The organism is Caballeronia sp. LZ029 (assembly GCF_031451275.1).
GTDB lineage: Bacteria > Pseudomonadota > Gammaproteobacteria > Burkholderiales > Burkholderiaceae > Caballeronia > Caballeronia jiangsuensis.
On sequence record NZ_JARUXO010000093.1, the window covers coordinates 397,334 to 419,631 of the forward strand.

22 protein-coding genes are annotated in these 22,298 nt (G+C 64.3%); 5 read left to right on the forward strand and 17 right to left on the reverse strand.

Going from position 1 to position 22,298, the window contains the following annotated elements; translation table 11 throughout:
- Positions 1–272: 272 nt before the first annotated feature.
- Complete coding sequence (locus tag QCE73_RS35825; RefSeq protein ID WP_309885609.1) at positions 273–1,604, reverse strand: LLM class flavin-dependent oxidoreductase; 1,332 nt, start codon at positions 1,602–1,604, stop codon at positions 273–275.
- A gap of 205 nt (positions 1,605–1,809) precedes the next feature.
- Here QCE73_RS35825 and tauA point away from each other — a divergent pair, with 205 nt between their 5' ends.
- Positions 1,810–2,844, forward strand: a complete 1,035-nt coding sequence (gene tauA / locus QCE73_RS35830; protein ID WP_309885610.1) for a taurine ABC transporter substrate-binding protein — start codon at positions 1,810–1,812, stop codon at positions 2,842–2,844.
- Between the two features lie 53 nt (positions 2,845–2,897).
- The gene (locus QCE73_RS35835; protein ID WP_309885611.1) at positions 2,898–3,887 is read left to right on the forward strand and encodes a sulfonate ABC transporter substrate-binding protein; all 990 of its coding nucleotides are present in this window, start codon (positions 2,898–2,900) and stop codon (positions 3,885–3,887) included.
- A 15-nt stretch (positions 3,888–3,902) separates the two neighbouring features.
- Here the strand turns inward: QCE73_RS35835 and QCE73_RS35840 are convergent, their stop codons facing one another.
- The 5 genes from QCE73_RS35840 to QCE73_RS35860 form a co-directional block, all read right to left on the reverse strand.
- Positions 3,903–4,754, reverse strand: coding sequence for an alpha/beta hydrolase (locus QCE73_RS35840; protein WP_309885612.1), 852 nt, complete (start codon positions 4,752–4,754; stop codon positions 3,903–3,905).
- A complete protein-coding gene (locus QCE73_RS35845) occupies positions 4,747–4,893 on the reverse strand; it encodes a DUF3563 family protein (protein WP_309885613.1) in 147 nt (48 codons plus the stop codon). The genes QCE73_RS35840 and QCE73_RS35845 overlap by 8 nt, the downstream gene beginning before the upstream one ends.
- A 77-nt stretch (positions 4,894–4,970) precedes the next feature.
- Entirely contained in the window at positions 4,971–5,147 is a 177-nt protein-coding gene (locus QCE73_RS35850; RefSeq protein ID WP_187603029.1) for a hypothetical protein, read from the reverse strand.
- Entirely contained in the window at positions 5,144–5,977 is an 834-nt protein-coding gene (locus tag QCE73_RS35855) for a class I SAM-dependent methyltransferase (RefSeq protein WP_035504789.1), read from the reverse strand. The genes QCE73_RS35850 and QCE73_RS35855 overlap by 4 nt, the downstream gene beginning before the upstream one ends.
- A gap of 135 nt (positions 5,978–6,112) precedes the next feature.
- Positions 6,113–6,547, reverse strand: coding sequence for a GFA family protein (locus QCE73_RS35860; protein ID WP_309885614.1), 435 nt, complete (start codon positions 6,545–6,547; stop codon positions 6,113–6,115).
- A gap of 160 nt (positions 6,548–6,707) precedes the next feature.
- On the opposite strand from QCE73_RS35860, the gene QCE73_RS35865 reads away from it, so the two are divergent.
- Positions 6,708–7,826 carry an AraC family transcriptional regulator gene (locus QCE73_RS35865; protein ID WP_238286532.1) on the forward strand — a complete coding sequence of 373 codons (1,119 nt, stop codon included), beginning with the start codon at positions 6,708–6,710 and terminating at the stop codon, positions 7,824–7,826.
- Positions 7,827–7,836: 10 nt separating this feature from the next.
- On the opposite strand, the gene QCE73_RS35870 is transcribed toward QCE73_RS35865, so the two are convergent.
- From QCE73_RS35870 to QCE73_RS35900, 7 genes are read right to left on the reverse strand one after another with little or no spacing between them, the layout of a single operon-like run.
- Positions 7,837–8,532: a response regulator gene (locus tag QCE73_RS35870; RefSeq protein ID WP_309885615.1), complete on the reverse strand. Its 696-nt coding sequence runs from the start codon at positions 8,530–8,532 to the stop codon at positions 7,837–7,839.
- Complete coding sequence (locus tag QCE73_RS35875) at positions 8,529–11,312, reverse strand: sensor histidine kinase KdpD (protein ID WP_309885616.1); 2,784 nt, start codon at positions 11,310–11,312, stop codon at positions 8,529–8,531. Before QCE73_RS35875 ends, QCE73_RS35870 begins: the two co-directional genes overlap by 4 nt.
- A gap of 31 nt (positions 11,313–11,343) precedes the next feature.
- On the reverse strand, positions 11,344–11,919 hold the full coding sequence (gene kdpC / locus QCE73_RS35880; protein WP_309885685.1) for a potassium-transporting ATPase subunit KdpC: 576 nt from the start codon (positions 11,917–11,919) through the stop codon (positions 11,344–11,346).
- Positions 11,920–11,924: 5 nt separating this feature from the next.
- Positions 11,925–14,054: a potassium-transporting ATPase subunit KdpB gene (gene kdpB / locus QCE73_RS35885; protein WP_309885617.1), complete on the reverse strand. Its 2,130-nt coding sequence runs from the start codon at positions 14,052–14,054 to the stop codon at positions 11,925–11,927.
- A 13-nt stretch (positions 14,055–14,067) separates the two neighbouring features.
- The gene (gene kdpA / locus QCE73_RS35890) at positions 14,068–15,852 is read right to left on the reverse strand and encodes a potassium-transporting ATPase subunit KdpA (RefSeq protein WP_309885618.1); all 1,785 of its coding nucleotides are present in this window, start codon (positions 15,850–15,852) and stop codon (positions 14,068–14,070) included.
- Positions 15,849–15,944, reverse strand: coding sequence for a K(+)-transporting ATPase subunit F (kdpF, locus tag QCE73_RS35895; protein ID WP_008350504.1), 96 nt, complete (start codon positions 15,942–15,944; stop codon positions 15,849–15,851). The genes kdpA and kdpF overlap by 4 nt, the downstream gene beginning before the upstream one ends.
- Positions 15,941–16,048, reverse strand: a complete 108-nt coding sequence (locus QCE73_RS35900) for a potassium ABC transporter ATPase (RefSeq protein WP_222946335.1) — start codon at positions 16,046–16,048, stop codon at positions 15,941–15,943. Before QCE73_RS35900 ends, kdpF begins: the two co-directional genes overlap by 4 nt.
- A 136-nt stretch (positions 16,049–16,184) precedes the next feature.
- Between QCE73_RS35900 and QCE73_RS35905 the strand changes: the two genes are divergently transcribed.
- The gene (locus tag QCE73_RS35905; RefSeq protein WP_075583909.1) at positions 16,185–16,373 is read left to right on the forward strand and encodes a hypothetical protein; all 189 of its coding nucleotides are present in this window, start codon (positions 16,185–16,187) and stop codon (positions 16,371–16,373) included.
- Positions 16,374–16,407: 34 nt separating this feature from the next.
- On the opposite strand, the gene QCE73_RS35910 is transcribed toward QCE73_RS35905, so the two are convergent.
- The 4 genes from QCE73_RS35910 to oxlT all read right to left on the reverse strand — a co-directional run bounded on the left by QCE73_RS35910 (position 16,408) and on the right by oxlT (position 21,528).
- Entirely contained in the window at positions 16,408–16,836 is a 429-nt protein-coding gene (locus QCE73_RS35910) for a PAS domain S-box protein (protein ID WP_309885619.1), read from the reverse strand.
- A 108-nt stretch (positions 16,837–16,944) separates the two neighbouring features.
- Positions 16,945–18,198 (reverse strand): formyl-CoA transferase, encoded by a 1,254-nt coding sequence (gene frc, locus QCE73_RS35915; RefSeq protein ID WP_238214115.1) that lies wholly within the window; start codon positions 18,196–18,198, stop codon positions 16,945–16,947.
- Between the two features lie 29 nt (positions 18,199–18,227).
- Complete coding sequence (gene oxc, locus QCE73_RS35920) at positions 18,228–19,970, reverse strand: oxalyl-CoA decarboxylase (protein WP_035504803.1); 1,743 nt, start codon at positions 19,968–19,970, stop codon at positions 18,228–18,230.
- Between the two features lie 205 nt (positions 19,971–20,175).
- Positions 20,176–21,528 (reverse strand): oxalate/formate MFS antiporter, encoded by a 1,353-nt coding sequence (gene oxlT, locus QCE73_RS35925; RefSeq protein ID WP_309885620.1) that lies wholly within the window; start codon positions 21,526–21,528, stop codon positions 20,176–20,178.
- A gap of 327 nt (positions 21,529–21,855) precedes the next feature.
- On the opposite strand from oxlT, the gene QCE73_RS35930 reads away from it, so the two are divergent.
- Entirely contained in the window at positions 21,856–22,290 is a 435-nt protein-coding gene (locus QCE73_RS35930) for a hypothetical protein (protein ID WP_035504809.1), read from the forward strand.
- Positions 22,291–22,298 lie beyond the last annotated feature (8 nt).

Consider the following 22,298-nt stretch of genomic DNA (forward strand, 5'->3'; position numbering starts at 1 on the left):
GCTCGATTCGGATCATTCAAGGCGACGCATACGCCGCCGCCCGCTCGGGACACATCCTTTCAAGGCGCGGGGCAATGTCATGCCGACGATCGGTGATCCTGATCGATGCGCGCTCCGTTCGAGCGCGTACCCCGAATTCTTCGCATGCATCGAAGCATAGAATAAGCAGCAACCCTTATCAATTGCGCTACAGAAAATAGTATGACTGATTTCGAGTTTGTCGCGAAAGGCTTGCTGAACCGTTCAATATCGCCTATGCATGAGAGAGCGGATCATCGACGCTCGAAGAAGCGGTTGCCGGGCCTCGGCAGACCGAGATGCTCCCGCAACGTCGTACCCTCGTAAACCCGCCGAAAGATGCCGCGCCGCTGCAACTCGGGCACCACTTTCGCGACGAAGTCATCGAGGCCGGCGGGCAGATACGGAAACATCACGTTGAAGCCGTCGCTGCCTTCTTCGACGAGCCACTGCTCCATCTCATCCGCGATATCCGTCGCGGTCCCGACCATCTGCAAGCCCGAATAGCCGCCGACACGCTGCGCCAGTTGACGCACGGTGAGCCCTTCGGCGCGCGCCATGTCGATCACGCGTTCGCGCGCGCTCCTGCTCGCGTTGGTCTCCGGAATCTCGGGCAGGAGGCCATCCGGATCGAACGACGAGACATCGTGACCGAGCGCGATCGAAAGCGATGCGAAGCCGCTGTCGTCATGCACGAAGGTATCGAGCAGCGCGCGCTTCTCCTGCGCTTCGTCGCGCGAGTCGCCCACCACGACGAAGGCGCCCGGCAGGATTTTCAGATGCTCGCGCGCCCGGCCGATGCGTTCCATGCGGCCTTTGACATCGGCATAGAAGCGCTTGCCCGCCGCGAGATTCGGCTGCGCGGTGAAGACCGCATCTGCGGTTTCGGCGGCAAGCTGCCTGCCCGCTTCCGACGATCCCGCCTGCACCACCACCGGCCAGCCCTGCACCGGCCGCGCGATGTTCAACGGGCCACGCACCGACAGATACGCGCCCTCGTGATCGAGGACATGCAGGCGGTCGGGATCGAAGAACAGGCCGCTTTCGGTGTCGCGCACAAAGGCGTCGTCGGCCCAGCTATCCCAGAGGCCCGTGACGACATCGTAGAACTCGTGCGCACGGCGATAGCGCTCGTCGTGCTCCATGTGTTCGTCGCGGCCGAAGTTGCGCGCGGCATCGGGATTCGATGTGGTGACGAGATTCCAGCCCGCGCGCCCATCGCTCAGATGATCGAGCGACGCGAAGCGACGCGCGATGTGATACGGCTCGTCGAACGTGGTCGAAGCCGTCGCGATCAGCCCGATGCGTTCGGTCACGGAGGCGAGCGCGGAAAGCAGCGTGAACGGCTCGAACGACGTCGCGGTATGGCTGCGCTTCAACGCATCCACCGGCATGTTGAGCACGGCGAGATGATCGGCCATGAAGAACGCATCGAAGCAGGCGCTTTCGAGCGTCTGCACGAATCGCTTGATATGCCTGAAGTTGAAATTGGCGTCGGGCCACGCGCCCGGAAATCGCCATGCGCCTGTATGCAGGCTGACCGGCCGCATGAACGCGCCGAGGTGGAGTTGTCGGGTATGTGGCATCGCGTCGGTTGATGAACGAGTGGCGGATCGCGCCAAGTTACTGCAACTCGCCAAAACGCGCTGAGATGGAAATGACCGCTCGCCGTTCGACAGAACCGTATATGCGAAGCACGCGCCGTGTCATTTGCTACGCATAATTGATTCGTAGCGGCGGCATGCAAAGTGCCTATAGTCGGAGGCTTCTTCACATCACTCCGTCCGCGCCATGAAACATACGACCCTTCGCCGCACGCTGATCGCCGGCGCCGCTTCCTTCATGCTCGCCGCCGTCGCGCTCGCGCCCGTTCACGCCAGAGCCGAAACACGCGAGGTCGTCATCGGCTATCAGGACATGGTGGTGCCCTGGCGCTATGCGCAGGCAAGCGGCGCCGTCGAGAAGGCCACGGGATACAAGGTCACCTATCGCAAGCTCGGCAGCGGCGCTGACGTGATCCGCGCACTCGCATCGGGCTCGATACAACTGGGCGAAGCGGGCTCCAGCCCGATCGCGGCGGGACTCTCGCAAGGCGTCGATCTCTCGCTCTTCTGGATTCTCGACAACATCAACGACGCCGAAGCGCTCGTCGCGCGCAACGGTTCCGGCGTGAGCAAGCTCACCGATCTGAAGGGCAAGACGCTCGGCGTGCCGTATGTATCGACGTCGCACTTCCATGCGCTCGTCGCCTTGCAGCAGGCGGGCGTCGATCCGTCGACGGTGAAGATCGTCAATCTGCGTCCGCCCGAAGTCGCGGCGGCGTGGGAGCGCGGCAATATCGACGCGACCTACATCTGGGACCCGGTGCTCGCCAAAGCCAAGCAGAGCGGCCGCGTGCTCATCACGTCGGGCGAGGTGGCGAAGGAATCGGGCAAGGCGACGTTCGACGGCTTCGTCGCGTCGCGCAAGTTCGCGCAGGACAACCCCGCGTTCCTGAACAGCCTCGTCAAGGTGCTCGCCGATACCGATGCGCAATATCGCGACCACAAGGCCGACTGGACCGCCGCATCGAAACAGGTGCAGGCCGTCGCGCAGGAATCCGGCGCGAACGCCGCCGACGTGCCCGCGAGTCTCGCGCTCTACGCCTTCCCGAGCGCGGGCGAACAGGCATCGCCGACATGGCTCGGCGGCGGACAGCAATCCGGCGCGGCGAAATCGCTTGCCGCCACCGCGCAGTTCCTCAGGCAGCAGGGCACGATCCAGAACGTGCTCGCGGATTACTCCACGGGCGTCGATCCGCGCTTCGTGCAGCAGGCCGCGAAGTGACGTCGCTTTTTATCCGCCGCTGAATGGCCTCCGAATACATCGAATACCCTGTCATGTCCAAACGTAAATCCGCCATCGACCGTCGTGCATTCTTGTCCCTGTCCGCGCGTGCCGCGGCGAGCGCCGCCGCGTCCGCCGCGATGCCCGCATCCTTCGCCCAGCAGAGCGCGCAAGGACAGCCGCGTGTGCTTCGCATCGGCAACCAGAAAGGCTATCTGAACCTGCTCAAGGGACGCGCGACGCTCGAAAAGCGGCTCGCTCCGCTCAACGTATCGGTAAGCTGGACGGAGTTTTCCGCCGGCCCCGTGCAACTGGAAGCGCTCAATGTCGGCTCGATCGATTTCGGCGATGTCGGCGAGGCGCCGCCCATCTTCGCGCAGGCCGCCGGCGCACCGCTCGCCTATGTAGCCGCGACGCCGGCGCGCCCGCGCTCCGAAGCCGTGATCGTCCCGGCGCAATCGCCGGTCAGGACGGTGGCGGATCTGAAGGGCAAGCGCGTGGCGCTGAACAAAGGCAGCAACGTCCATTACTTTCTCGTGAAGCTGCTGCGTCAGCACGGCCTTCAGTATGGCGACGTCGAACTGGCCTTCCTCGCCCCCGCCGATGCGCGCGCCGCCTTCGAGCGCGGCTCCATCGATGCGTGGGTCATCTGGGACCCGTTCTTCGCCGCAGCGCAGAAGACGCTGAACGCGCGCATCGTGGCGGACGCGAGCGGCGTCGTCGGCAACCGTGCGTACTACTTTTCGTCGCAGAGTTATGTCGCGAAGAATGCGGATGTGCTCCGTATCGTCATCGAGGAAATCAGGGCGGTCGATCAATGGGGCAAGCAGCATCCCGATGAACTCGCGAGCGAGCTCGCGCGGCTATGGGGCTTGCCAAAACCCGTCGTCGAGCTTGCGGTGAGCCGGCAGGTGTTCGGCACCGAGGCGATTACGCGGAACATCATCGGCGAACAGCAGCAGATCGCCGATACCTTCGTCGAACTCGGCCTCATACCGAAGCACGTCGATGTGCTCAGGGCCGCGCCGCCCGATCTCGCCTGAGCGCCGCGAACGCGTTCATGAAACGACTGCCGTGCGCCGGCGTTCGACGTGCCTCGGGCGACCGTTCGCTTCGAACCCGAAGATATGCCGCGTGATGGCGGCATTGACTTCGTCAGCGTGCGTGAGCGGTCCCATGTGGCCGGCACGCGGGACGATTGCAAGCCGCGCCGACGAGAGCAGGATCGGCAAGCGCTCGGCCAGCGCCCGCGTAGGCAGCGGTGCGTGCTCGCCGCGCATCACGAGTACGGGCATACGGAGGCTCGCGTATGCCGCGGCGGACGTAGGCTCATCGAGCAGCGCGCGAAAATCCAGCGGCGCTTTGGGCGCCCAGCGGGTAAGCGCGGCCTTGACCGAGGGCCGCAGCGCTTCCCACGCGCCTTCGCCGCCCCAGTAATCGACGAACGATGCCGCCGCGCCGCGATAGTCGCCGCAACTCACGCTGTCGGCGGTGCGCTTCGATATCGCGTCGATTTCAGCCAGCGCGTGGGCGCCGTGCTTGCCCATCGTCTTCAGGAGATGGAACGCCGAGGGCTCGTAGAGCGACAGGGTCGCGATACGCTCCGGCCGTTCCATCGCCACCCGCAGCGCCACGCCGCCTCCATACGAGTGGCCGACGAGATGCACCTTGCCCCGCGCGGCATCGATGATATCGACGGTTCTTCCGGCCTCGTCGGCGAGTGTGAACGCGCGTTCGCCGCTCCACGGTCCTGTGCTGTCGCAACCGTAGTGCTCGGGCGCGACGAACGATACGCGTGAGCCGAGCGCCTCGCCCAGCTTGCGCCATTGCGATGCGCCCGAGCCGGAACAATGCAATGCGATCACCGTCGATGGAGCCGGCACGGGCTCGATAGGGAGAGGGTTATTCATATCGTCGATCCGTTTCCATCGCACGCATGCGACGTTCGAGTTCTTCCATATCCACAGCCGATGAGAGATAAGCGTCGCGCCGGCTGTTTTCCGCGCGATCGAGCGCCCTTTCGAGGCACAAGAAAAGATAGACGAACATGTTCCCCTTCCTTCGAGCGGATATGCCTGCTCCTTCGCCTTGCAATTGCTCAAGGCGAAGGAGCGGCTAAGCCCGCCTCAAACCGGCACTCCGAGCCGCGACAGCGCGAATCGAAAAGCAAAGAAGCACACCGACGACAACAGCGGCAAAGTCATGACCACCGACCCGTACCGAAGCCCTGTAAAACACAGCAGCGATTGCAGGCGCGACCCGATCTCCAGGGCAGCGTCGACCATATGTTTGAATCGGATCATTTTCGTTCCACCACGACTTCGAGATACTCGCTGGGCAACACGAGCGTTTGATCGCCCGACCGATTGCGACTCTCGATGAGCGCCATCAGATCGCCGTGAAACGCGGCTTGCCGATCGCCTTCGAGCGCCGCGAACGCCTTGTTCATCGGACCGTAGTACGCGCGAAATACTTCGACGAAATGCGCGGGCGAACGGTATCGGAAAACGAAGTCGCGCTTCTTCGCTTCGATACGTTTGGCTCCGCTGCCGAGCAGTTCCGCAAGACGCGCCTCCGTGCCCCATAGCGCGGGCGACTTCACGCCAGCAGGCGGCGCGATGTATTTGCCGATCGTCTTGAAGACCTGTCCGATGAAACTCTCCGGCGTCCAGTTCGCGAGACCGATCCTTCCGCCCGGCCTGCACACGCGCATGAGTTCGCTTGCCGCCAGTTCCTGATTCGGCGTGAACATCACGCCGAAGGTCGAGAGCACGGCGTCGAACGAAGCGTCCGCGAAAGGCAGCGCTTCCGCGTCTGCTTCCTGGAACTGCACGGCAAGTCCTTCGGCGTTGGCGCGTGCGCGGCCCGCGTCGAGGAGCGAAGAAACGTAATCGGTGGAGACGACATCGCAATAGCGGCGCGCGGCCGCGAGCGTCGCATTGCCATTGCCCGCCGCGACATCGAGAACACGGCTGCCGGAGCGCAGATCGAGCGCCTCGCAAAGATTTTCGCCGACGATCTGCAGCGTGGTGCCGACGACGGCATAGTTGCCCGTCGACCAGGCGGCTTGCTGACGGACCTTGACGGCGGCGAGATCGGCGGCGGGCGAGATGGCGGTATCGACTGCGGACATAACATGGCTCCTGATAGACGAGATGGCGGCGTTGCGAGACCGTTGGTTCGCACTGCCTGTTTCGATTGCGCCGCGAAAAGACCCACTTCGAACACGCCGACGCGACGCACCGGCATGTCGATCAAACGACTCGAACTATTCGGCGACGCTCACGCCCGAACCGCCCATTTCCTTCGGCAGGTCCTTCATCTTGGGCAGACCGTCCCTCATCGGCAATTTCGACTCCGCGTAATGAACGTGCACGCACGGGTCGTACTGGAAGTCGGCAATGACGGCGGCGTAGACATCGGTCAGCCCGAGGCCCGGATGCTCGGTGAAGAGATGACCGCCGCAGGCCCTGCACCATTTCCGATAGCTGTGCTCAGTATTGTTGTAAGTGCCGATATGGTCGGTCCCGTGCGTGATGATCACGGCATCGGGCTTCCAGAGCGTGAACGCATTGACCGGCCCCGCCGACCAGCGCCGGCACGATTCGCAATGGCAATACCCCATGCCTTCGGGCTTGCCGGTCACCGTGAACTTCACTGCACCGCAAAAACATTGGCAATGGTAAGTATCTGCGTCATTCATTTACGCATCCCTCGTTAATGTGGGTTGGCGATTGGTCGAACTGCGCTTAACCTTGCGTCAGTGATGTTTCGCGTGATGCCAGTATCGGCGCGCGAATCGCTTCTTTGAATGACCGAGCGTCCAGATGTTTTGCGCGGGACGCCGAAACTTGGGGCCTGCGATGGATGCGCTTTCCGACGTTCTTCGTCTCCTGCGTCTTAGCGGAGCGGTGTATCTGAACGGCGATTTCACGGCGCCGTGGTGCGTGGTCGGTCAGGTTTCGCCCGCGATGTGCGCGACGTTTCTGCCGCGCGCCGAGCGTGTCGTTTCTTATCACCTGATTCTGGAAGGCAGTTGCTGGGCTGCGCTGACCGATGATCCGGCCTCGGCCATTCGCGTCGATGCGGGAGAGTTGCTCGTCGTGCCGCAAGGCGAGGCGCATCTGATGGGCAGCTCGCTCGAACTCACGCCGACGCCATCGGACGAAATGGTGTCCAGATATCTCGCGACGTCTCCCGGCGACGTGATGCGCCTGAGCGTCGGAGCCGAAGGCGCGAGCCAGGAAGCGGGCCGCACGCGCATCGTCTGCGGCTTTCTCGCTTGCGACGACATGCTCGCGAATCCGGTGCTGTCGTCGCTGCCGCGCCTCTTCAAGGTCGATATGCGTGACGATCCGCAATCCGCGTGGCTCGAATCGTCGCTGAGATTTGCGGTGACCGAGGCGGCCGAGTGGCGCCCCGGCAGCGCGACCGTGCTGGCGCGACTCTCGGAATTGCTCTTCGTCGAGGCTGTGCGGCGCTGCATCGGGTCCATGCCCGAGGATCGCCGCGGCTGGCTCGCGGGCGTCGCCGACCGGTTCGTCGGCAAGGCGCTCGCGTTGCTGCACGCGCAGCCCGCGCACGACTGGACCGTCGACGAACTCGCGCGCCGTGTCGGTCTCTCGCGTTCCGCGCTGGCTCAGCGCTTCACGCAATTGCTCGGCCACGCGCCGATGCAATATCTCGCAAGCTGGCGATTGCAGGTCGCGGCGCAGGATCTGCTTTCCGGACCGCGCTCGATCGCAGCGGTGGCCGAGCGCGTAGGCTATGAATCGGAGGCAGCGTTCAATCGGGCGTTCAAGCGCCAGTTCGGGATGCCGCCTGCGAGCTGGCGGCGCAGCCAGGGACGCGTCGCGAGCGATGAAGCATCGTCCGATGAAGTCTTCGCCGGAACCGATGCGAACGAAGACGCTTGCGCGCCATTTTCCGCGCCAACGCCTTTGAATGTTCGTCCAGAACGCCGCCTCAACGACGCTGCGTGACGTCCACCCGCTATCTGATGCCGACGAGCCTGTAGCCCACGGCCGTCTCCGTAAGAATGTGCTCGGGCTGCGCCGGGTCCTTCTCCAGCTTCTGGCGAAGATGTCCCATATAGACGCGCAGGTAATGCGCATTGTCGACCTGCTCCGGTCCCCACACATCGCGCAGCAACTGCCGATGCGTGAGCACTCGCCCGGCGTGCCGCATGAGCACCGTGAGCAAGCGATACTCCGTCGGCGTTAGGCGAACCGGCCGGCCTGCGCGCGTCACTTCCCGTTTTGCGAGGTCCACGGCGACCTCGCCGAACGATACCGCAGGCGCTTCCTCCAGCGCGCGCACGCTGCGGCGCAACTGCGCGCGAACGCGTGCAAGCAACTCGGACACGCCGAAAGGCTTGGTGAGATAGTCGTCGGCGCCAGCGTCGAGGGCTTCGACCTTCACGGCTTCGCTCGTGCGCGCCGAGAGCACGATCACCGGCACCTGCGTCCAGCCGCGCAACTCGCGAATCACGTCGATGCCGTCGGTATCGGGCAGGCCGAGATCGATCACGACGATATCGGGTTGCCTCGTGGCGATCTCGCGCAATCCCGCCTTGCCCGTTTCCGCCTCTACGACCGCGAGTTCATGCGACTCCAGCGTCGATCGCACGAAGCGTCTGATCTGCGGATCGTCTTCGATTATCAGCGCCGTGTGCCCGGTTTCGCTCATGCTCTCGTCTCGCCGGTTCCGTGGTCCAGCGCGGGCTGCTCGTCCACCGGCACATCGAGCGTCGGCGGCGTGCCATCCGCGGGCAGCGTGAACCAGAATCGCGATCCCGCGACACGGCCATCCTCGATACGATTCTCGACGCCGATCTGCCCGCCATGCGCTTCGACTATCGCGCGGCAAATCGCGAGGCCCAGCCCCACGCCGGACTGCGCGGACTCCTTCTGTCCGCGCGTGAACTTTTCGAACAGACGTGTCTCGATGCCGGGCGGAATGCCCGGCCCGCGATCGTCGATGCAAACGCGCACGCAGCGCTGTCCCGAAAGCTGTTCCTCGCGCGCGGATATCTCGATGTCGGTGCCCTTCGGCGTGTACTTCGCGACGTTCTCCAGAAGATTGGCGAAGAGCCGGTCCATCAGCACGGCGTCGAGTTGCAAGAGCGGCAAGTCCGGCGGAATGCGGGTCTGCACGCGGCGGCCCGCGAGCGTCCGCTTGAGTCCCGCGAGCGCCGCGCCTACGGTTTCCTCCAGCATCGACCATTGCCGGTTCAGCCGGATCGCGCCCGCTTGCAGCCGCGCCATGTCGAGGAGATTGGTGACGAGACCGCTCATGCGCAGCGCTTCCTCGTGAATCGCGTGGACGAGTTCCTGAGCGCGGCCGACGCCCGGCTCGGCGGCATCGACCTTTTCTTCGAGAATCGAAGCGAAGCCGACGATCGACGTGAGCGGCGTGCGCAGATCGTGCGAAATGGCGGACAAGAGCGCGTTACGCATACGCTCCGACTCCATGTTGACGAGCGCGTCCTGCGCGATTTCGACATAGTGGACGCGCTCGATGGCCAGCGCGATTTGCGCCGCGAAGGTCTCGATCATCCGGTGTTGCTCGGGGATGGCGAGATCGGCGATGCGCTGCGGCGCGAAGGCCAGGACGCCGCGCGTGCGCATCGGCGCCTTGAGCGGCAGATACAGCGCCTGCGCGGCAGGCAAGGTGTCGGTGCTGAGTCCCGCGGGCTTCTGCTGGTCGTAGACCCACTGTGCGATATCGAGATCCAGCTCCGATTTGTCGATCGTCGTCTCCGGGCTCGCCTCCGCCACCTTCTGCTGCACCTTCTCCGCGCTGTCGGGCAGAAGAATGGCCGCGCGCGCCTGGAATACTTCCGCGATGTGCCGCGTGCCGATCTCGATGATCTGCTCGGTCATCAGCGCGGCGGCGAGTTCCTTGGTCATCGCGTACATGGCGCCGGTGCGCCGCTCGCGTTGCGAGGCGATGCGCGCCTCGCGCCGCAGGCTCGACGTCAGATGACTGATCGTGAGCGACGTCAGCAGCATGACCGCGAACGTCAGAAGGTATTGCGTATCGCCGACCGAGAACGACATGACCGGCGCGACGAAAAAGAAATCGAACGCGGCGACCGACAGGAACGAGAGCATCACGCCCGGTCCGCGGCCAAGGCGCACGGCGGTGAAAATCACGCCGAGCAGATAGAGCATCACGAGATTGGTGACCGCGAAGCGCTGCGCGGCGAGCGCGCTCGCGACAAGCGTGATCCCGCCGCCGATCGCGAGTGCGAAGGCGTAGGCGCGCGGCGGAGAATGCGCGCCGTCCCGCAGCGCGCTGAACGTGAGCGGCGGGCGTTGCGGGCCTTCGCGCGTGCCGGTGGACACGAGCGTCACGTCGATATCCGCGGCCTGCCGGATGATGCGCTCGCTCACCGGCCGCGCGAAGTAGCGCCGCCAGCCTTGCGTCATCGATGCGCTCGCCACCAGCTTCGACACATTGCGCATGCGCGCGTAGTCGATGAGCGTCGCGGCGGCGTCGGCGCCATCGAGCGTGACGGTTTCCGCGCCGAGCTCCGACGCGAGCTTGAGCGCATCGAGCGTGCGGCGCCGCTGTTCGTCGGAGAGCCGCTGGAGCTTCGGCGTCTCCACGTAGACGGCGAGCCAGTCGGCCTTGAGCGCCGCCGCGAGCCGCGCGGCCGCGCGCACGAGCGCCGCGCTTTCCGGACCGGGACCGACGCACGCGATCAGGCGCTCGCGCGCCCGCCAGATGCGCTCGATCGACTGATCGGCGCGGTACTCGCGCATCTGCGCATCGACGCGATCGGCGGTGCGCCGCAGCGCGAGTTCGCGCAACGCGATCAGGTTGCCCTTGCGGAAGAAATTGCGCACCGCGTGCTCGGCCTGCGTCGGCAGATACACCTTTCCGTCGCGCAGGCGGTCGAGCAACTCCTCCGGCGGAAGATCGACGAGCGTGACTTCATCGGCGAGATCGAACACGCGATCCGGCACCGTCTCCCAGACGCGAATCCCGGTGATGCGCCCCACGATGTCGTTCAGGCTTTCGAGATGCTGCACGTTGACGGTCGTGTACACGTCGATGCCCGCATCGAGCAGCTCCTGAACGTCCTGCCAGCGCTTCATGTGGCGCGAGCCCTGCACGTTCGAATGCGCGAGCTCGTCGACGAGAATCAGCTCCGGCTTGCGCGCGAGCGCCGCATCGAGATCGAACTCCGCGAGCAGGCGTCCGCGATATTCGATGCGCGCCACGGGCAGCGTGTCGAGCCCGTCGAGCAGCGCGAGCGTCTCCTTGCGGCCATGCGTTTCGACGACGCCGACGACCACATCCGCGCCTTCGTCGAGGCGGCGGCGCGCGGCCTGCAACATCGCGAAGGTCTTGCCAACGCCCGCGGAGGCGCCGAAGAACACCTTCAGCCGCCCGCGCTGGCGCTTCTCCTCTTCTCGCTGAAGCTTGTCGAGCAGTTCGTCGGGATCGGGCCGCGTCATCGTTGTCGTCTCTTATCAAGGGCGCACTGTATCAGCCGCGCGCCGCATCCAGCGCCAGATTGAGCTTCAGCACGTTCACGCGCGGCTCGCCGAGCACGCCGAACTGGCGAGCGCTCGTGGCCTCGCTGACGAGCGCCTCGACCTGCGCGGGCGTCATCCCGCGCGCCTTCGCCACACGCGCGACCTGATAAGCCGCCGCCGCCGGACTGATCTCCGGATCGAGGCCGCTGCCGGAGGACGTCACGAGATCGACGGGCAACGGCGCCCGGTTGTCCGGATCGGCGGCGTGGAGCGCGTCGATGCGCCCCTTGATCTCATCGGCGAGCGCGGGGTTGGTCGGCCCGAGATTCGAGCCGCTCGAACTGCCCGCGTTGTACGGATTCGGCGTCGTCGCCGACAGACGTCCCCAGAAGTACTGCGGCGCGTCGAACTGCTGTCCGATGATCTCCGAGCCGACCGCCCGGCCGTCGCGCTCGATCAGGCTGCCGTTCGCCTGATGCGGGAACGCCGCCTGCCCGATCGCGGTGACGACAGCAGGATAAACCAGTCCCGTGAGCACCGTCAGCGCGACGAACAACACGATCGCCGGACGCAAAATTGTCTTCATCATGTTTAACTCCAGCCAAGTGCGGTAATGACCATGTCGATGAGCTTGATGAACGGGAACGGCAGGACGATGCCGCCGAGGCCGTAGATCAGCAGGTTGCGGCGCAGGAGCGAAGCGGCACCCAGCGCGCGATACTTCACGCCCTTGAGCGCGAGCGGAATCAGGAACACGATGATCAGCGCGTTGAAAATCACCGCCGACAAGATAGCCGACGAAGGCGACGCCAGATGCATCACGTCCAGCACCCGAAGTTGCGGATAGGTCGTCGCGAACGCGGCCGGGATGATCGCGAAGTACTTGGCGACGTCATTGGCAATCGAGAACGTCGTGAGTGAGCCGCGCGTCATCAGCATCTGCTTGCCGATCTCGACGATCTCGATCAGCTTGGTCGGATTCGAGTCCAGATCGACCATGTTGCCCGCTTCCTTCGCGGCCTGCGTGCCGGTGTTCATCGCCACCGCGACGTCGGCCTGCGCGAGCGCGGGGGCGTCGTTGGTGCCGTCGCCGGTCATCGCGACCAGACGTCCTTCGGCCTGATGCGCGCGGATCGTCGAGAGCTTCGCTTCGGGCGTCGCTTCGGCCAGGAAGTCGTCGACGCCCGCTTCCGCCGCGATCGCCGCGGCGGTGAGGCGGTTGTCGCCGGTCACCATCACCGTCTTGATGCCCATCTTGCGCAGTTCCGCGAAGCGCTCCTTGATGCCGCCCTTCACGATGTCCTTCAGCTCGATCACGCCGAGCGCGCGCGCCGTCTCGTTCACGCGCTCCGCCACGACGAGCGGCGTGCTGCCGCGCCGCGCGATGTCATCGACGGCGCTCTGCACTTCCTGCGGAAAGCGCCCGCCGCGCTCCTCGACGTACTTCCTCACCGCGTCGGCCGCGCCCTTGCGAATCTCGCGGCCGGGAAGATCGACGCCGCTCATGCGCGTCTGCGCCGTGAACGCGAGAAAGGTCGCGTGCAATGTCGCCATGTCGCGCTCGCGGATATTGAAGCGCTGCTTCGCCAGCACGACGATGCTGCGGCCTTCCGGCGTTTCATCGGCGAGCGATGCGAGTTGCGCCGCATCGGCGAGATCGCGTTCCGCGATGCCCGGCGCCGCGACGAACATCGACGCCTGACGATTGCCGAGCGTGATCGTGCCGGTCTTGTCGAGCAGCAGCACGTCGACGTCGCCCGCCGCTTCGACCGCACGGCCCGACGTGGCGATCACGTTCGCCTGCATCATGCGGCTCATGCCCGCGACGCCGATCGCCGAAAGCAGGCCGCCGATGGTCGTCGGAATCAGGCACACGAGCAGCGCGACGAGCGCGGTGATCGTCACGACATGGCCCTGCTTCGCCGCTTCCACGGAGAACATCGAGAACGGCAGCAGCGTGGCCGTGGCGAAGAGCAGCACGAGCGTCAGCGCGACGAGCAGGATCGTGAGCGCGATCTCGTTCGGCGTCTTCTGACGCTTGGCGCCCTCGACCATCGCGATCATGCGGTCCAGAAAAGCCTCGCCGGGATTCACGCCCACGCGCACGACGATCCAGTCGGAGAGCACGCGCGTGCCGCCCGTCACCGATGAGAAGTCGCCGCCCGACTCGCGGATCACCGGCGCGGATTCGCCCGTGATCGCGGATTCGTCCACGGACGCGACGCCTTCGATCACGTCGCCGTCGGCGGGAATCACATCGCCCGCTTCGACGAGGACGACGTCGCCCTTGCGCAGATCGATGGATGTCGTGATGCGGATCGGCGACTTCGGATGCGGCTCGTTGAGCTTCTTCGCCATCACGTTGTGCTTCGCCTGGCGCAGCGATGCGGCCTGCGCCTTCGAGCGCCCTTCCGCGAGCGCTTCCGCGAAGTTCGCGAAGAGCACCGTGAACCACAGCCACAGCGCGATCGCGAGGATGAAACCCGCGGGCGCTTCGGCCTGGCCGGCAAGCGCGGCGACGAAGAGCACCGTCGTCAGACTGCTGCCGACATAGACGCAGAACATCACCGGGTTGCGCAACTGCGTGCGCGGCGCGAGCTTCTTGAACGAATCGACGATCGCCGGCTTGACCAGCGCCGGGTCGAACATCGAACGTACGGCCGTGCGTGCCTGCCCCAGATTCTCGGGACGGTGCATCGGCGGTTGATTCATTTGAGTCATGCTGTCCTCGACTTCAATGGCCTGCGATCATGGTGATGTGCTCGACGATGGGACCGAGCGCGAGCGCGGGCACGTAGGTGAGCGCGCCGACGAGCAGCAGCGTGCCGAGCAGAAGGACCACGAAAAGCGGACCGTGCGTCGGCAGCGTGCCCGCTGTCACGGCGAGACGCTTCTTCGCGGCGAGCGAACCGGCGATCGCGAGAATCGGAATGAGCGAGCCGAAGCGGCCGAACCACATCGCGATGGCGAGCATCGAGTTATAGAAGGGCGTGTTCACCGAAAGACCGCCGAACGCGCTGCCGTTGTTGTTGGCGGCCGAGCTGAACGCATAGAGGATTTCGGAGAAGCCATGCGCGCCCGGATTCGCGATGCCCGCCGTGCCCGCCGCGCTCAGAACGGCGATCGACGTGCCCACGAGCACCAGGAGCGGCGTCAGCAGAATGACGATGGACACCATCTTCATCTCGAACGATTCGATCTTCTTGCCGACGTACTCGGGCGTGCGGCCGATCATCAGCCCGGCGACGAACACCGCCAGCAACGCGAACGCGAGCATGCCGTACAGACCGGAACCGACGCCGCCGAAGATCACTTCGCCGAGCTGGATCAGGAGCATCGGCACGAGGCCGCCGAGCGGGGTGAGCGAATCATGCATGTTGCTGACCGCGCCGCACGAGGCCGAGGTCGTCGCGACCGTGAAGATGCCCGACTGCGCGATGCCCAGACGCGTTTCCTTGCCTTCCATGTTGCCGCCCGCCTGCAACGCGGACGCCTGCGTATCGACATGCAGCGACGCATAGACCGGATTGCCCGCCTGTTCCGCCGAGATTTCGAACCAGCAGGCGGCGGCGAACGCGATGGTCATCGCCGCGAGCACGGCGTAGCCCTGACGCCTGTCGCCGACCGTGCGTCCGAACACCACGCACAGCGCCGCCGGAATGATCAGCATGGCGAGCATCTGCATGAAGTTCGAGAACGGCGTCGGGTTCTCGTACGGATGCGCGGAGTTGGCGTTGAAGAAGCCGCCGCCGTTGGTGCCGAGCATCTTGATCGCTTCCTGCGAGGCGACCGGGCCCATCGGCAGAGTCTGCTTGTCGGCCTTGAGCGTTTGCGTGACGGCCTTGCCCTGCGCGTCGGTCGATTGCGTCTGATAGCTCGTGACCTGCAGCGTCGATACGTCCTGATACGCCCTGAAGTTCTGGATCGCGCCCTGGCTCACGAAGACGAGCGCGAAGACGACGGCGAGCGGCGCGAGAATGTAGAGCGTGGTGCGCGTCAGATCGACCCAGAAATTGCCGATGGTCTGCGCGGAATGGCGCTTGAAGCCGCGGATCAGCGCGATGACCACCGCGATGCCGGTCGCCGCCGACAGGAAGTTCTGCACGGTGAGGCCGAGCATCTGCGCGAGATAGCCGAGCGTGCTCTCGCCGCCGTAATCCTGCCAGTTCGTGTTGGTCACGAAGCTGACGGCGGTGTTGAATGCGGCGTCCGGCGACATCGCGGCGAAGCCTTGCGGATTGGCCGGCAGCATGCCTTGCAGACGCAGGATGGCATACAGCACGAGCGCGCCGAGCACGTTGAAGAGCATCACGGCGAGCGCGTAATGCTTCCACGACATTTCGGCATCGGGATCGACGCCGGCGATGCGATACAGCACGTTCTCGACCGGACGCCCGATCCTGCGCACGACGACGGACGATCCGTCGAGCACGTTCGAGATATAGCGGCCGAGCGGAATGGCGAGTGCGATCAGAACGACGATGAAAATCGCCGTCTGCATGAAGGTATTGGCGTTCATTCGAGATCCTCCGCACGCAAAAGCGCGTACACGAGGTACACGAAGAGCAGCAGCGTGGAAGCCGCCGCGAGCCACAACATCCAGGCGCTCATGGACGGCCTCCCGTCGCGCGGCGGCTCAATCGCTCGCAGCCGCGCGTGAGCGCCACGCAAAGTCCCCAGAACAGGACGATGCCGGCGAGATAGATGAAGTCCATTTTGGTGTTCTCCCCTTATGCGGTTCAGGACAGCGTGGAGAATACGAAAACGGACGTAAACGACTTAACAAGAGGTCGGGAGAAGGTATAAAAATGGTGTAAAGATGTGGACTGCCATTCTCGCGAGGCGATTCTTATGACAGACGATCCCGATCCCGAGCAGCTAAAAGGCCCAGGTGGAATGACGTTGCGGGAGATTCACGAACAGGTGCGGAAATCGGTCGAGCGCGACCGCGAAGCGCAGGCCGCGCATAAATCAGTTGCGCCGAAATCGCGATGGCAAAGATGGGTGCGCTACGTGTGGGGACGTAGCGGGCGCCGCTGATCGCGGTTTGCGGGTCAGCGGTTCGAACCGCTTCTCAGGCGGTGGCTTTCGCCTCCAGTTCCGCAATGCGCTTGCGTAGCGCGCGGTCTTCCTGAAAGCGCGCCGTCTCATCGCGGATGATCGCGACGATGCCGGTCACTTCGCCTTGCGATTGCAACAGCGCGACCGTGAACGCAATCGACATCGTGCGTCCGGCTTTATCGACGGCGGGCACCTTGAGCAGATCGTGTCCGTAGCGCGTCTCGCTGGTCGCCATCGTCTTGTTATAACCGTCCCAGTGACGGCCGCGCAGGCGTTCCGGGATGATCAGGTCCAGCGACTGCCCCAATGCTTCGCTCTGGGTAAAGCCGAACATGCGTTCGGCCGCCGGATTCCATAACGTGATCGCGCCGCTCGCGTCCGAAATGATCACGGCATCGCCGATCGCATTGACGAGCTGTTCGTAGTCGATGGTGGGGGTCATGGTGTCGTCCGGATCGATATAGTATTTTTGAAGGGCGCTGCCATTCTGCCGCAAAACAAACGCTCGGCAGAAGGCAGCGATTACCCTTTTCCTTCTGAAACTACTGCATCAAACGGCGCGCAACTCCTGCATGCGCGCAACCTGCTCCGGGCTATAGCCGAGCTCGAGCAACACTTCCTCGGTGTGCTCGCCCAGAAGCGGCGAGCCCGTGATTTCCGGCTTCAGATCCGAGAACTTGATCGGGCTGCCGACCGTGAGGTACTTGCCGCGCACCTTGTGATCCACTTCGACGATCGAGCCGCTCGCGCGCAAGGATTCATCGTTCGCGAGTTCTTTCATCGTCAGCACCGGCGCGCACGGGATATCGAACTTGCGCAGGATATCGACGGCTTCGAACTTGGTCTTGTCGGCGAGCCATGCTTCGATCGTATTGAAGATATCGAAGATATGCGGCTGGCGCGCTTCGGCCGTCATGTAGTTCGGGTCCTGAATCCATTCCGGCTTGCCGATTGCGCGGCAGATCGGCGCCCACGCGTGACCCTGAATCGTGAAGTAGATATACGCGTTCGGGTCGGTTTCCCAGCCCTTGCACTTGAGCACCCAGCCCGGCTGTCCGCCGCCGCCCGCATTGCCGCCGCGCGGCACCACATCGCTGAACGTGCCATGCGGGTATTGCGGATACTCCTCCAGGTAGCCGATGCGATCCAGACGCTGCTGATCGCGCAGCTTCACGCGGCACAGGTTGAGCACGCTGTCCTGCATCGACACGGCGACTTTCTGCCCCTTGCCCGTTTGCTGGCGGCCGATGATCGCCGTGAGAATGCCGATCGCCAGATGCATGCCCGTGTTGCTGTCGCCGAGCGCGGCCGCGCTGATGGTCGGCGGGCCGTCCCAGAAGCCCGTCGTCGATGCCGCGCCGCCCGCGCACTGCGCGACGTTTTCATAGACCTTCAGATCGTCGTAATGGTGGCCGTCGCTGAAGCCCTTGACCGATGCCACGATCAGCTTCTTGTTCAGTTCGTGGATGTTTTCCCACGAGAAGCCCATCCGGTCCAGCGCGCCCGGACCGAAGTTCTCGACCAGCACGTCCGATTCGCGGATCAGCTTCGTCAGCACTTCCTTGCCTTCGTCCGTTTTCGTATCGAGCGTCAACGAGCGCTTGTTGCTGTTGAGCATCGTGAAATACAGCGCGTCGGCGTCCGGAATGTCGCGCAACTGGTTGCGCGTGACGTCGCCCGACCCGGGACGTTCGACCTTGATCACATCCGCACCGAACCAGGCCAGCATCTGAGTGCATGCGGGACCGGCTTGCACGTGCGTGAAGTCGATGATCTTGATGCCTTTGAGTGGTTTGTCGCTCAATTGAGTTCTCCTGGGTGGCTTTTTCGTCGTTACTTTTTCATCGCCGCGCTTTGCGGATTCAGATTCGTCAGGCGTCCGCTCTCCGTGCCGGCCGCTTCATCGATCACTGCGTTGATCAGCGTCGGCTTGCCCGATCTGATCGCCTCTTCCAGTGCGTGCGTCAACTCTTCCGGCGTCGTCGCGTTGAAGCCGATCCCGCCGAATGCCTCGATCATCTTGTCGTAGCGCGCGTTCTTCACGAACACGGTGGGCGCGACGTCCTTGCCACCCGTAGGATTCACATCGGTGCCGCGATACACGCCGTTGTTGTTGAAGACGATGGTGCAGACCGGCAAGTCGTATCGGCAGATGGTTTCGAGTTCCATGCCGCTGAAGCCGAACGCGCTGTCGCCTTCGATCGCGACGACCTGCTTGCCGCTCGTCACCGCCGCGCCGATCGAGAACCCCATGCCGATGCCCATGATTCCCCACGTGCCCGAATCGAAACGCTTGCGCGGCTCGTACATGTCGATGATGCTGCGCGCATAGTCGAGCGTGTTCGCGCCTTCGTTCACGACGTTGATGTCGGGGCGGGTCTTCAGTACGTCGCGGATGGCGCGCAGCGCGCTGTGGAAGTTCATCGGCGACGGATTCTTCGCGAGCGTCGCCGCCATCTTTTCGAGGTTCTTGTTCTTGCGCTCGTTGATCGCGCCCGTCCATTCGCTCGACGGCTTCGGGAAGCCCGCGCCGATGCCCGCGACGAGCGCCGACACGCACGAGCCGATGTCGCCGATCACCGGCGCGGCGATTGCGACGTTGCTGTCGATTTCGGTCGGCGAGATATCGATCTGCACGAACTGCTTGGGCGCCGCGCCCCAGGTCTTGCCCTTGCCGTGCGCAAGCAGCCAGTTCAGACGCGCGCCGATCAGCACGACGCAATCCGCTTCCTGCAGCACGAACGAACGCGCCGCCGACGCCGACTGCTCATGCGTGTCGGGCAGCAGGCCCTTCGCCATCGACATCGGCAGATACGGAATGCCGCTCTTCTCGACCAGCTCGCGAATCTGCGCGTCGGCCTGCGCGTATGCGGCGCCCTTGCCGAGCAGGATCAGCGGACGCTTCGCGCCCTTGATGACGTCGAGCGCGCGCTTCACCGAATCCGGCGACGGCAACTGACGCGGCGCGGCGTCCACGACCTTGATGAGCGATTGCTGGCCCTTGAGCGCGTCCATCGTCTGCGAGAGCAGCTTGGCGGGCAGATCGAGATACACGCCGCCCGGACGTCCCGACACGGCGGCGCGGATCGCACGCGCGATGCCGACGCCGATGTCCTCCGCATGCAGCACGCGATACGCGGCCTTCGCATAGGGCTTCGCCGCGTTCAACTGGTCCATCTCTTCGTAGTCGCCCTGCTGCAGATCGACGATCTCGCGCTCGCTGGAGCCGCTGATCAGGATCATCGGAAAGCAATTGGTGGTCGCGTTGGCGAGCGCGGTCAGTCCGTTCAGGAAGCCGGGCGCCGACACGGTCAGGCAGATACCCGGCTTCTGCGTCATGTAGCCCGCGATCGCGGCCGCATTGCCCGCGTGCTGCTCATGACGAAAGCCGATGAAGCGCATGCCTTCCGCCTGCGCGAGGCGCGCCAGGTCGGTGATCGGAATGCCGACGAGACCGAAGATCGTGTCGATGTCGTTCAGCTTCAGCGCATCGATGACGAGGTGAAAGCCATCGGTCACTTGCGGCGCCTTCGTTTCAACGGGCGCCTGCGTTGTTGCCTCGAGTACGTCTGCCATTTGTCTCCTCCTGAGGGCCGGTTATGTGCTGATATACTAGATATCAGATACTGCATTTGTCAAAGCTTTATTTTGTGTTTTTAGCGAAAAACTGAGGGAGAGATACGGCGCACGCTCTGGTGCATTGCGGCATGACTCAAGGGCCGCGGACATCTCTGTCGCGCGGCCCCTCGCCGGGCTTATGAAGCACGCGTGCCGGACGTCGTCATCGGGTTGAAGACTTGCTCGGCGCTTCCGTCCAGTCCGGCTGAAAAGCCATGCCGATGACCGGCTGCGGCGCAGCCTCCGCGATCGTGTTCTCGATCCAGCGTCGGCGCATCGGCGCGAGGACGAACTTGGCGCAGATGCCCGCCGCGATCGATGTGATCGCCGTAGCGATGAACACGGTGTTCCAAGAGCCGAGCGACGCCAGCACCGAAGCAAGCGGCACCATCATCGAGGCCGTGCCCTTCGCGGTGTAGAGCGTCCCCGCGTTGGCGGCGGCGTATTTGCTGCCGAACGTGTCGGCGCAGGTCGCGGGGAAGATCGAGAAGATTTCGCCCCAGCACAGGAACGTCAACGCCGCGAACAGCATGAACATGTAGGGACTCTGGCCGAACTGCATCAACCCGAGCAGCGCGACGCCTTCGCCCAGAAAGATGATGAACATGGTGTTTTCGCGGCCGATCTTGTCCGAGATGAAGCCGCATAGCGGGCGCGTGAAGCCGTTGCAGAGGTTATCGATGGACAGGGTCATCGCGAGCAGCGGCAACGTCGCGCCGAGGATTGTCACCGGCATGTTGGCGAAGCCGTATTCCTTGGCGATCGGCCCGAACTGCGCGGTGGCGATCACGCCGCCCGCCGCCACCGCGACGAACATCGCATACAGCACCCAGAAGATGGGCGCTCGCACCATCTGCCCGGTCGTATAGTCGATCTTGGTTGCGACGACACGTTTGGCCGGCACGATGTTCGCGGGCGGTTTTGGCCGCACGAGCAACAGCGCGAGCACGAAAATGACCGCGCCTTGCAGGCTGCCGAAGAACATGAAGGCGCTTTCGTAGCCGGAGTGCTGGATCATGTTCGAGATCGGAATCACGGTGACGGCCGCGCCCGCTCCGAAGCCCGCCGCCGTCAGACCGGCCGCGAGACCGCGCTTGTCCGGGAACCACTTGAGCGCCGTGCCGACGCACGTGCCATACACGCAGCCCGCGCCGATACCCGCGACCACGGCGGCGATGTACAGATGCATGAGCGTGGTGGCATGGGCGTCGATGATCCAGCCGATCGCCGCGCAGATCGCGCCGCCCATCACCACGGGCCTCGGTCCGAACTTGTCGACGAGCCAGCCCTCGACGGGCACGAGCCACGTCTCCGTGACGATGAAGATCGTGAACGCGGTCTGAATCGCCGCCTGCCCCCAGTGATGCTTTGCGTCCATCGGAATCACGAACAACGTCCACGCGTACTGGAAATTGGCCACGAGCCCCATGCAGACGATACCGATCACCAACTGCACCCACCTGTTATGACGACGTCCGTGCCACTGCCCGGCGACCGCCGTATCTGCGCTTGCCATGTCTGTCTCCGTTATGTGTCATTGCGCTCGTTCGGCGCTTGAGTTACTGCGAAAACCGACGCGATGCATCGGTGGCGAGACACGCGGCCCCGATGCAAAGGGGATCGGGGAAATACACGAAGCCATCCTGCGGCAGAAAAACGATAGGGGAAAGTTATAAAAAATTTCGGTATGGATTCACGATCGTGAATGGATGACGGCGCGCGGCGGCATCGGCAGCCATCGCGAACTTGTTACACCTCTTACCGACAGTGCCGGATCGCGTTACTAAAGCCTTTCAGCGCTGCGGTTATACTCGGCGTCGTCTCAAAAACAAACGTCCGAACAATGTCCAAACGAATCATCAAACTTCTTGCTGTCGCAGCGTTCACCGCGGCGGCGTCGGTGCCGGCCCTGGCTGGCGACATGAACAATGCGCTCGGCGGCGCGCTCGGCGGTGTGGCCGGAGCCGCGCTCGGCGGCGCTGTCGGCGGCAGCACGGGCGCAGTGCTCGGCGGAGCGGTGGGCGGCGGCGCTGGCGGCGCGGTCACGTCGAACCGGCGCGAGCGCACGGGCGCGATCGTCGGCGGCGCGCTGGGCGGCGGCGCGGGCACAGCGGCAGGCAACGCGATGGGCGGCCGTGGCGGTGGCCTGATGGGCGCGGCGCTGGGCGGCGGCGCGGGCGCGGCGCTGGGCGGCAACGTCTCGCGCTCGAACTCGTACGCGGACGACTACAGCCGCGGTCATCACGGCAAGCATCACAAGCATCACCGTCACGACTGAGCGGCAAG

Excerpts from the sequence above, each read along its gene's own strand:
- QCE73_RS35860 (WP_309885614.1), bottom strand. The coding sequence starts at position 6,547 with ATGAATGACGCAGATACTTACCATTGCCAATGTTTTTGCGGTGCAGTG.
- QCE73_RS35930 (WP_035504809.1), top strand. The coding sequence starts at position 21,856 with ATGTCCAAACGAATCATCAAACTTCTTGCTGTCGCAGCGTTCACCGCG.
- QCE73_RS35840 (WP_309885612.1), bottom strand. The coding sequence starts at position 4,754 with ATGAATAACCCTCTCCCTATCGAGCCCGTGCCGGCTCCATCGACGGTG.
- kdpF (WP_008350504.1), bottom strand. The coding sequence starts at position 15,944 with ATGAGCGCCTGGATGTTGTGGCTCGCGGCGGCTTCCACGCTGCTGCTC.
- QCE73_RS35900 (WP_222946335.1), bottom strand. The coding sequence starts at position 16,048 with ATGGACTTCATCTATCTCGCCGGCATCGTCCTGTTCTGGGGACTTTGC.
- QCE73_RS35855 (WP_035504789.1), bottom strand. The coding sequence starts at position 5,977 with ATGTCCGCAGTCGATACCGCCATCTCGCCCGCCGCCGATCTCGCCGCC.
- oxlT (WP_309885620.1), bottom strand. The coding sequence starts at position 21,528 with ATGGCAAGCGCAGATACGGCGGTCGCCGGGCAGTGGCACGGACGTCGT.
- QCE73_RS35870 (WP_309885615.1), bottom strand. The coding sequence starts at position 8,532 with ATGAGCGAAACCGGGCACACGGCGCTGATAATCGAAGACGATCCGCAG.
- oxc (WP_035504803.1), bottom strand. The coding sequence starts at position 19,970 with ATGGCAGACGTACTCGAGGCAACAACGCAGGCGCCCGTTGAAACGAAG.
- kdpA (WP_309885618.1), bottom strand. The coding sequence starts at position 15,852 with ATGAACGCCAATACCTTCATGCAGACGGCGATTTTCATCGTCGTTCTG.
- kdpC (WP_309885685.1), bottom strand. The coding sequence starts at position 11,919 with ATGAAGACAATTTTGCGTCCGGCGATCGTGTTGTTCGTCGCGCTGACG.
- QCE73_RS35835 (WP_309885611.1), top strand. The coding sequence starts at position 2,898 with ATGTCCAAACGTAAATCCGCCATCGACCGTCGTGCATTCTTGTCCCTG.
- QCE73_RS35875 (WP_309885616.1), bottom strand. The coding sequence starts at position 11,312 with ATGACGCGGCCCGATCCCGACGAACTGCTCGACAAGCTTCAGCGAGAA.
- QCE73_RS35905 (WP_075583909.1), top strand. The coding sequence starts at position 16,185 with ATGACAGACGATCCCGATCCCGAGCAGCTAAAAGGCCCAGGTGGAATG.
- QCE73_RS35825 (WP_309885609.1), bottom strand. The coding sequence starts at position 1,604 with ATGCCACATACCCGACAACTCCACCTCGGCGCGTTCATGCGGCCGGTC.
- tauA (WP_309885610.1), top strand. The coding sequence starts at position 1,810 with ATGAAACATACGACCCTTCGCCGCACGCTGATCGCCGGCGCCGCTTCC.
- kdpB (WP_309885617.1), bottom strand. The coding sequence starts at position 14,054 with ATGACTCAAATGAATCAACCGCCGATGCACCGTCCCGAGAATCTGGGG.
- QCE73_RS35845 (WP_309885613.1), bottom strand. The coding sequence starts at position 4,893 with ATGTTCGTCTATCTTTTCTTGTGCCTCGAAAGGGCGCTCGATCGCGCG.
- QCE73_RS35910 (WP_309885619.1), bottom strand. The coding sequence starts at position 16,836 with ATGACCCCCACCATCGACTACGAACAGCTCGTCAATGCGATCGGCGAT.
- QCE73_RS35865 (WP_238286532.1), top strand. The coding sequence starts at position 6,708 with ATGGATGCGCTTTCCGACGTTCTTCGTCTCCTGCGTCTTAGCGGAGCG.
- QCE73_RS35850 (WP_187603029.1), bottom strand. The coding sequence starts at position 5,147 with ATGATCCGATTCAAACATATGGTCGACGCTGCCCTGGAGATCGGGTCG.